Origin of the sequence: Paraburkholderia sp. RL18-085-BIA-A, from assembly GCF_046027075.1 — a bacterium.
In the GTDB taxonomy this organism is placed as follows: Bacteria; Pseudomonadota; Gammaproteobacteria; order Burkholderiales; family Burkholderiaceae; genus Paraburkholderia.
Genome location: NZ_JARESU010000487.1, coordinates 1 through 984, shown reverse-complemented (window position 1 = coordinate 984; position 984 = coordinate 1). Strand labels below are relative to the sequence as shown.

General features: G+C 64.0%; 2 protein-coding genes. One reads left to right on the top strand and one right to left on the bottom strand.

Translation table 11 applies throughout. The annotated features are described in order from the left end of the window. Positions 1–261 (bottom strand): tyrosine-type recombinase/integrase (locus P0D89_RS53425; RefSeq protein ID WP_408379717.1); only part of this gene is annotated, 261 nt, incomplete at its 3' end. A gap of 14 nt (positions 262–275) precedes the next feature. Between P0D89_RS53425 and P0D89_RS53420 the strand changes: the two genes are divergently transcribed. After that, a partial coding sequence (locus P0D89_RS53420; protein ID WP_459252692.1) for an IS1634 family transposase occupies positions 276–984 on the top strand: 709 nt, incomplete at its 3' end.

Below are 984 nucleotides of genomic sequence, written 5' to 3'. Positions count from 1 at the left end.
CGAATGCGGTGTGATGGGTTTCGTGATGCCGCTGCGCTTACGTGCAAGCTGGCATGCCTGGCCCACGGCATCGCGGCTGATGGGCCGTCCGGGAATGTTGCCCGGAAACAGCCAGTCCCGCGGGTGAGCAACGTGCCAGTACGTTCGCAGGATTTCAAGCAGCCTCGGCGAGAGCATCACGTAGCGATCCTTACGGTTCTTCCCCTGGTTCACACGGATCACCATGCGCTTGCTGTCGATATCGGTAACCTTCAGATGCACGACTTCCGACAGGCATCGATTGGATCACGGCACTGAAGAGCGCGTCGATCCGCACCCTGGTCGAGCAGGGCCAACTGCAGCTGGGGCTATTCGATGAGCGCAACCTGTTGGAGATCGCTTCGCCGCAATATCCGGGCGAGCGGCTGGTGGCGTGCCGCAATCCGCAGCTGGCGGCGCGGCGCGCGCACAAGCGCCAGGAGCTGCTCGGTGCCACCGAGCGCAACCTGCAGCAGATCAAGGATCGCGTGGACGCAGGTCGGCTCAGGGGCTCTGAGGCGATCGCGCTGCGCGTGGGCAAGGTGATCAACCAGTACAAGGTCGCCAAGCACTTTGAATTGGACATCGGCGAGAACCGCTTCACCTTCGTGCGCCAGCACGAGGCGATCGCCGCTGAGGCGGCGCTGGATGGCATCTACATCATCCGCACCTCGGTCGATGCCGCGCGCATGGAGGCGGCCGACTGCGTGCGCAACTACAAGGCACTGGCCAACGTGGAGCGCGCATTCCTCAGCCTGAAGACAGTGGACCTGAAGGTGCGACCGATCCACCACCGCACGGCTGATCGAGTGCGCGCGCACTTCCTGCTGTGCATGCTCGCGTATTACGTGGAGTGGCACATGCGCGAAGCCTGGCGTGAATTGATGTTTGGCGAAACCGACCAGGCGGCCAAGGCCACGCGCGACCCGGTGGCCCCGGGGCAGCGCTCGCAGCAGGCGCAGGAAA